6 protein-coding genes are annotated in these 7,242 nt (G+C 71.1%); 5 read left to right on the plus strand and 1 reads right to left on the minus strand.

The features are described from left to right. Positions 1-812: inositol monophosphatase family protein (locus VFZ20_RS18975; RefSeq protein ID WP_329685502.1), on the minus strand; the 812-nt coding region annotated here is incomplete at its 3' end. Positions 813-1,027: 215 nt separating this feature from the next. On the opposite strand from VFZ20_RS18975, the gene VFZ20_RS18980 reads away from it, so the two are divergent. The 5 genes from VFZ20_RS18980 to VFZ20_RS19000 all read left to right on the plus strand — a co-directional run bounded on the left by VFZ20_RS18980 (position 1,028) and on the right by VFZ20_RS19000 (position 6,912). Further along, positions 1,028-2,632: a peptide MFS transporter gene (locus VFZ20_RS18980; RefSeq protein WP_329685503.1), complete on the plus strand. Its 1,605-nt coding sequence runs from the start codon at positions 1,028-1,030 to the stop codon at positions 2,630-2,632. Positions 2,633-2,865: 233 nt separating this feature from the next. Continuing rightward, entirely contained in the window at positions 2,866-3,114 is a 249-nt protein-coding gene (locus tag VFZ20_RS18985) for a hypothetical protein (protein ID WP_329685504.1), read from the plus strand. Positions 3,115-3,494: 380 nt separating this feature from the next. Continuing rightward, positions 3,495-4,637 (plus strand): hypothetical protein, encoded by a 1,143-nt coding sequence (locus VFZ20_RS18990; protein WP_329685505.1) that lies wholly within the window; start codon positions 3,495-3,497, stop codon positions 4,635-4,637. 428 nt (positions 4,638-5,065) lie between these two features. Further along, positions 5,066-5,944, plus strand: coding sequence for an SDR family oxidoreductase (locus VFZ20_RS18995; RefSeq protein ID WP_329685506.1), 879 nt, complete (start codon positions 5,066-5,068; stop codon positions 5,942-5,944). Further along, on the plus strand, positions 5,944-6,912 hold the full coding sequence (locus tag VFZ20_RS19000; protein WP_329685507.1) for a TIGR03885 family FMN-dependent LLM class oxidoreductase: 969 nt from the start codon (positions 5,944-5,946) through the stop codon (positions 6,910-6,912). Before VFZ20_RS18995 ends, VFZ20_RS19000 begins: the two co-directional genes overlap by 1 nt. Positions 6,913-7,242 lie beyond the last annotated feature (330 nt).

The raw sequence follows: 7,242 nt of genomic DNA on the forward strand, positions 1-7,242 counted from the left end.
CCGTCCAGGCGGGGAAGATGCTTCGCCGTGATCTCCTCCATCCACGCGTGGATGCGGCCGTTGCTGGCCAGGACGCGGCCCGTGCGCAGGGGCGAGTCCGCGTCGCCGGGCCAGCCGGTCACGCGGCCGCCGGCTTCGTGCACGAGCAGCATCCCCGCGGCCACGTCCCACGGCGCCAAGCCGATCTCGAAGAAGCCCTCCACGCGCCCCGCCGCCACGTACGCCAGGTCCAGCGCCGCGCTCCCCGCCCGGCGAACATCCTGCGTGCCCCGGATGACGTCCGCCACCAGCAGCATGTACGCGTCCAGCGCGCCCTTGCCGCGCTTGAACGGAAAGCCCGTGGCCAGCAGCGCGCGCCCGGGCTGGTCGACGTCCGTCACGCGGATGGACGCATCGTCCAGGAACGCGCCGCCGCCGCGCGTCGCGTGAAAGACGTGACCCAGCAGGGGCGCGTGGATGACGGCCGCCGCCAGCCCGTCGTCGTCCGCGAAGGCGATGCTGGCGCAGCAGAACGGGTGGCCGTGCACGAAGTTGGTGGTGCCGTCGATGGGGTCCACGTACCAGCGCCGCCCCGCGTGCACGTGCGCCGACGAAAGCTCCTCGCCCACGATCCGGTCGTCCGGGAACGCCGCGCCGATCACGGCGGCGATGGCGCGCTCGGCGGCCTCGTCCACGGCGGTGACGAGGTCCGCGCGGCCCTTTTCGCGCACCTCATCGGCCCCGCCCCGCGCGGTAATGAGCGCGGCCGCGGCGCGCGCGGCCTCCAGCGCCACGCGCAGCTCCGCCGCGAACGGCCCGTCCTGCTGTGTCATCTGCCCGGGAACTCCTGGCTGGCGCCCGTGGTACGCACGATTTTACGGCGCGGAATGCGCCGCGCCGCGCGGGCGGTGGCGCGGTGCGGGCAGAAGCTGTACATTGCGCGATCCACACGCAAGCAGGCCCCCGGCATTCACTTGCGGCACAGGCTCGTTCCGTCCCCCGGATCGAGCGTCCGACCGGTCGCGGACAACCCTTCACCAACCACGGTATGAGCAAGCACCACTCCCAGAGCTTCGGAGGCGGCTCGGCGCTGGCCGATCCCCCCCGGGCGCCGCACCAGGCCTCGCAGGACACCGGCTTTTTCGGGCACCCGCGCGGGCTGTCGACGCTGTTCTTTACCGAGATGTGGGAGCGCTTCTCATACTACGGGCTGCGCCCCCTGCTGGTGCTGTTCATGGCCGCCGCGCTGGCGCAGGGCGGATTCGGGTTCGACCGCGCCCAGGCGTCGGCCATCGTGGGCATCTACGGCTCGCTGGTGTACCTGGCGTCGCTGCCGGGCGGCTGGGTGGCGGACCGGCTGCTGGGCCTGCGCCGGGCCATCTGGTGGGGCGCCGTGCTCATCACGGCCGGCCACTTCTCCATCGCGCTCTCCGGCTTCGCGGGGCCGGGGACGGCGGGCAAGGTGACGTTCTTCCTGGGCCTGCTGCTGATCGTCTGCGGCACGGGGCTGCTCAAGCCCAACATCAGCGCCATCGTGGGCGACCTGTACCCCGAGGGCGGCGCCCGGCGCGACGCGGGCTTCTCCATCTTCTACATGGGCATCAACCTGGGTGCCTTCGCCGGCCAGCTCATCACGGGCATCCTGGGTGAAAAGGTGGGCTGGCACTACGGCTTTGGCGCCGCGGGCGTAGGCATGCTCATCGGCCTGGTGGTGTACACCCTGCGGGCCAACGCCACCCTGGGCGACATTGGCCTGGAGCCCACGCGAAACCCCGACGCGGGCGTGCAGCGGCGCCAGGAGAACCAGGTCAAGCTGGTGCTGGCGGTGCTGGCGGCCCTCATCGCCGTCGCGTTCATCCTGGGCGCCACGGGGGCCATCGCGCTGGACGCGCAGGTGATCGGCTCGTACATGACGTACGTGCTGGTGGGCACGGCGGCCGTGTACTTCGCCAACATCTTCATGTTCGGCGGGCTCAACGGCGACGAGAAGAAGCGGGTGCTGGTGATCGTGGTGCTGTTCGTCTTCGCGGCCATCTTCTGGTCGGCGTTCGAGCAGGCGCCCACCTCGCTCAACCTGTTCGCGGCGGACTTCACGGACCGCGACGTGGGCGGCTTCCAGGTGCCCGCCACGTGGTTCCAGTCCGTCAACTCGTTCTTCGTCATCACCCTGGCCCCGCTGTTCGCGGCGCTGTGGGTGTCCATGGCGCGGCGCGGGCGCGAGCTCAGCAGCCCCGCCAAGTTCTCCGCCGGGCTGATCTTTGCCGGCGTGGGCTTCGCGCTGATGATCGTGGCGGCCAACCGCGTGGTGGCCGGCGGCGGCAACGTGCTCGTCTCGCCCTGGTGGCTGGTGGCCAGCTACTTCTTCCAGACGGTGGGCGAGCTGTGCCTGAGCCCCGTGGGCCTGAGCTCCATGACCAAGCTGTCGCCCCGCAAGTACGTGGGGCAGATGATGGGCATCTGGTTCCTGGCCTCGTCCGTGGGCACGCTCATCGGCGGCCTGGTGGGCGGGCACGTGGATCCCGAGAAGCTGGACCAGATGCCGCGCCTGTTCACCACGACCACGCTGTCGCTGGTGGTGGCGGCCGTGGTGCTGGCGCTGCTGGCCATCCCCATCCGCGGCATGATGCGCGAGACGCCCAAGGCCTCGTCCTGAGGCAGGCCCTCCGCTGACGGCCAGGCGCCGCGCATCCCCCGGGTGCGCGGCGCCTTTGCTTTCGACGGCGGATGACAGGGCGCGGCTCGCCCGGGGTCTGGCGGAAGCCGGTGGTCCCGTGATCGATCGCGGCTGTGCGGATCTCGCGGAACGCGGGGATGTGGGCCCGCTGGCACGGTACTGGATGCAGGGGATAAACAGATGCCCCACGCCTAGCACGGAGCGACGACAGGATGATGACGGACGACGAGATCGGCGAGCAGATCCGCGGGCGCGGGCTGGAGGAGGAATACATCCGCGAGCTGATGGCCAGCCTGGGCTTTGACCCGGCGGAGGGCTTTACCAACGACGGGATCGAGGCGCTGGACAACGCCAGCATGGAGCAGCGCCGCAAGGCCGCCCTGCGCACCCTCGCCCTCGGCGAGGACCACCCGCCCGCGGAAGGGTCGGACGAGGGCGACGCGGGTCCGCTGGAGAGCTGAGCGGGGAAGGGAGGCGGCGGGGAGACGCGGGGCGGGGCCTCGTCTGGCCGGGGATGGATCGCGCGGAGGGCGAGCGCCCCCCATCCCCGACCCTTCCCCCCATAAACGGCATGGGGGAAGGGAGAACGGCGGATCGTGCACGATGGCCGGTGTCGCTCACGGGCGAGGGCCCCCTCCCCCCGACCCCCTGCCCCCGCTTCGCGGGGGAGGGGGAGAACCGCGCTGACGCGCAGCTGTTTGTCCCGGTGCATTCAGCCGGATCGAGGTCTACACCCTCTCCCGCGCAGTTTGCGGGAGAGGGTGGGTGAGCTCCGCGAACCCGGGTGAGGGCCCCCGCGCGAGCCCCGTGCAACGCATCCAACCATCCTTTCCCAACACCCATGCCCTCGCTCCGCCTGATCGCGGCCGCCGTGCTGCTGCTCTCCGCCGCCCGCGCGCCGTCCGCATCCGCCCAGCCGGCCACCACGCGCCCGTCCTCCGCCGAAGCCGTCGTCGACACGGGGACGCTGAACGGGGCGCAGTACCGCATCGAGATCCCGGCCGGGTGGAACGGCGGGCTGGTGATGTACGCGCACGGGTACGAGATCATCGGCACGCCGTTCGAGCCGATGATCCCGCGCCACGCCGACTTTCGCCGGGCGTTCACCTCGCGCGGGTTCGCGTTCGCGCAGTCGTGGTACCGCGGCCAGGGCTGGGCCGTGCGCGAAGGGATCGAGGACACGGAAGCGCTGCGCCGCCACTTCATCGCGCGCTACGGGCGGCCGGACAGCACGTTCGTCACGGGGCACTCCATGGGCGGGCTCATCACCGTGGCCACCCTTGAGACGCGCGCGGCGGAGTACGACGGCGCGCTGCCCTTCTGCGGCATCCTGTCGCCCGCCGTGGACGCGGTGCGGGGGCGCCTGTTCGACGTGCTCGTCACGTTCGATTACCTGTATCCCGGCGTGCTCACGGCGTCGCCGCGCGGCTTGGCGGACCTGGATGCGCCTATCCCGTCGCGCGACTCGCTCGCGGCGGCCGTGCGCGCGAACCCGGCCGGAGCGGAGGCGCTGGGCCGGCGCTTTGGCGTGCGGCCGCAGGGTGTGCCCGGACTGGTGTGGTTCTACGCGGTGATCTACCGCGAGCTGCAGCAGCGCGCCGGCGGCAACCCGTTCGAGAACCGCGGCAGCGCCTACCATGGCCTGGGCGACGACGCCGCGTTCAACGCAGGCGTGCGCCGCTACGCTGCGGACAGCGCGGCCGTGGGGTACCTGCGCGCCTGGTTCTCGCCCACGGGCCGCATCGCCGATCCCGTGCTGGCGGTACACACCACGTACGACGCCGTCGTGGAGCCGGAGCAGATGGACCGCTATCGCGCGCTGACGCAGCTGGCGGGCACGGCGGACCGCTTTGCCGCGTCGTACGTGGTGGCGGACGGTCACTGCGCCTTTACCCCCGCGCAGGTGGGCGCCGCGTTCGATGCCCTGCGCGCCTGGGCCGCCACCGGCGCCCGTCCGGCGGAGGGCGAGATCGGCGGGAAGTAGAGGGCGGAGAATCCCTCGCGAAGGGGCAGGAGCGAATGAATTCGCCGCTGGAAAGGCGCGAAGTCCGCCTGCGCGGACTGCCCCAGTGCAGGTCGCCCCTGTGCACCGGAGTAAGGCTCCGCGCAGTTGAAGCCTCACGCAGTTTGTGAGGCTTTCCGCGGTCGTTGCGGCGACTTCAGTCGCTCGGCCTGGGACTCGGCCTCCCTGATTCCCCCCCACGCCGGGCCTCCGCCACCACGCGCATGCGCCCGTTCGAAGTCTACACCCTCTCCCGCGCAGTTTGCGGGAGAGGGTGCGAGCGACAGCGAGCGGGTGAGGGCCAGATGGTGACGCCCTGCCCCCTCCCCGGTACACTCCCTGCACAACCCGGCGCCCTCGAAAATCGCGACCGACCCGTCGTATCGACTTTTCCCGGAAGGACCTGCGCCATGCTCGACCGCAACCCGCTCGCCGGGCCCAAGGTGTCCCGCAAGGACACCGACCAGCCGTATCCCGGCACCGACCAGGACCTCAAACCGGGCTCCGACCACGGCGAGGAGAGCTACACCGGCTCCGGCCGCCTGGAGGGCCTCGCGGCCGTCATCACGGGCGGCGACAGCGGCATCGGGCGCGCGGTGGCTATCTGCTTCGCCAGGGAAGGCGCCGACGTGGCCATCGGCTACCTGAGCGACGAGGAGGACGCGGACGCGCAGGAGACGCGGCGCCACGTGGAGGCCGCCGGCCGCCGCTGCATCGTCCACCAGCTGGACGTGCGCAGCAAGCAGGCGTGCACGGAGTTCGTGGAGCTCGCCGCGAATGAGTTCGGCCGGCTGGACATTCTCGTCAACAACGCGGCCTACCAGATGGAGCAGGAAGGCATCGAGGACATTACCGAGGAGCAGCTGGACCGCACGTTCCGCACGAACATCTACGGCTACATCTTCATGGCCCAGGCGGCCCTGAAGCACCTCAAGCCCGGCGGCGTGATCCTCAACACGGGCTCCGTCACGGCGCTGGAGGGCAACCCGGGGCTCATCGACTACTCGGCCACCAAGGGCGCCATCCACAGCTTTACCCGCACGCTGGCGCAGTCGCTGGCGCCCAGGGGCATCCGCGTGAACGTGGTGGCGCCCGGCCCCGTGTGGACGCCGCTCATCCCCGCGACGATGTCGGAGGAGAACGTGGAGTCGTTCGGCCAGGACACGCTGTGGAAGCGGCCCGCGCAGCCGGTGGAGATCGCCGCCGGCTACGTCTACCTGGCCTCGGCCGATGCGCGCTACGTGACGGGCGAGACGCTGGCCATCACCGGCAAGATGGGCAGCCGCTGATGGCGCGCATCGGGTACCATTGCAGCCACGAGCAGTACGCGCCCAGCCACCTGCTGCGTCTGGCCCGGCGGGCGGACCAGGCGGGGTTCCAGAGCGCCATGTGCTCGGACCATTTCTACCCGTGGGGCGAGCGGCAGGGGCACAGCGGGTTCGCGTGGAGCTGGCTGGGCGCGGCGCTGCAGGCCACGTCGCTCTCGTTCGGCGTGGTGACGGTGCCGGGCGGATGGCGCTACAACCCGGCCATCATCGCGCAGGCGGCGGCCACGCTGGCGGAGATGTACCCCGGCCGGTTCTGGATCGCGCCCGGCAGCGGCGAGCTGCTCAACGAGGGCATCGTGGGACAGCGCTGGCCCGTGAAGGCCGACCGCAACGCCCGCCTGCGCGAGGCGTGCGACATCATTCGCGCGCTGTGGGCGGGCGAAACGGTCACGCATCGCGGCCACGTGGTGGTGGAGGAAGCCTACCTCTACGATCGGCCCAAGGAGCCGCCGAAGATCGTGGGCGCCGCGCTCAGCCCCGAGACGGCGGAGTGGATGGGGCAGTGGGCCGATGGGTTGATCACCGTCGCGGGCACGCGCGAGTCGATGCAGAAGACCATCGACGCGTTCCGGCGCGGCGGCGGGGAGGGAAAGCCCATCTTTCTGCAGGCGCAGCTGAGCTTCGCCAGGACGGACGAGGAGGCGCTGCGGGGGGCGTGGGAGCAGTGGCGCACGGTGAAGCTTCCCAGCCCCGTGCTGAGCGACCTGCGGCTGCCCTCCCAGTTCGACGCCATCGGCGAGGCCATCAGCCCGGCGGACGTCAAGGAGAAGATGCGCATCTCCGCGGACGTGGAGCAGCACCTGGAATGGCTGCGGGGCGACGTGGAGATGGGCTTCGAGGAGATCAACATCCACTGCGTGCACGTGGAGGAGCAGGAGCGCTTCATCGACGTGTTCGGCGAGCAGGTGCTGCCGCGGCTGGGGGAGTAGGGGACGAGGGAACGCAGACCCGTGCACGGTGATGGGGGTCCGCCGGCGGGCGAGCGCCCCCCATCCCCGACCCTTCCCCCATAAACGGCCTGGGGGAAGGGAGAACTTCGGCGCGGACATCCGGGCTTCGCGCCGGGGGCGCTGGGCTCCTGCACGCTGCCGGAGTGTGTCTCGCCCGCCGAGGGCCCCCTCCCCCCATCTGTGCCAACTAAATGCACCTCGCCCTCACGGTTTGTACGCGTAGTGAGGTGTTCGTTCAGTGACAGTCCCGTCCGGCAGCGGGGCCAAGTGCGCGGGCTGGATTGCCGGGACGATCACCTTCACTCTCCG

This window comes from Longimicrobium sp., assembly GCF_036280135.1.
In the GTDB taxonomy this organism is placed as follows: Bacteria; Gemmatimonadota; Gemmatimonadetes; order Longimicrobiales; family Longimicrobiaceae; genus Longimicrobium.

Bases quoted from the DNA above. Each gene is read 5' to 3' on its own strand.
- VFZ20_RS18995 (WP_329685506.1), top strand. From the start codon at position 5,066: ATGCTCGACCGCAACCCGCTCGCCGGGCCCAAGGTGTCCCGCAAGGAC.
- VFZ20_RS19000 (WP_329685507.1), top strand. From the start codon at position 5,944: ATGGCGCGCATCGGGTACCATTGCAGCCACGAGCAGTACGCGCCCAGC.
- VFZ20_RS18980 (WP_329685503.1), top strand. From the start codon at position 1,028: ATGAGCAAGCACCACTCCCAGAGCTTCGGAGGCGGCTCGGCGCTGGCC.
- VFZ20_RS18990 (WP_329685505.1), top strand. From the start codon at position 3,495: ATGCCCTCGCTCCGCCTGATCGCGGCCGCCGTGCTGCTGCTCTCCGCC.
- VFZ20_RS18985 (WP_329685504.1), top strand. From the start codon at position 2,866: ATGATGACGGACGACGAGATCGGCGAGCAGATCCGCGGGCGCGGGCTG.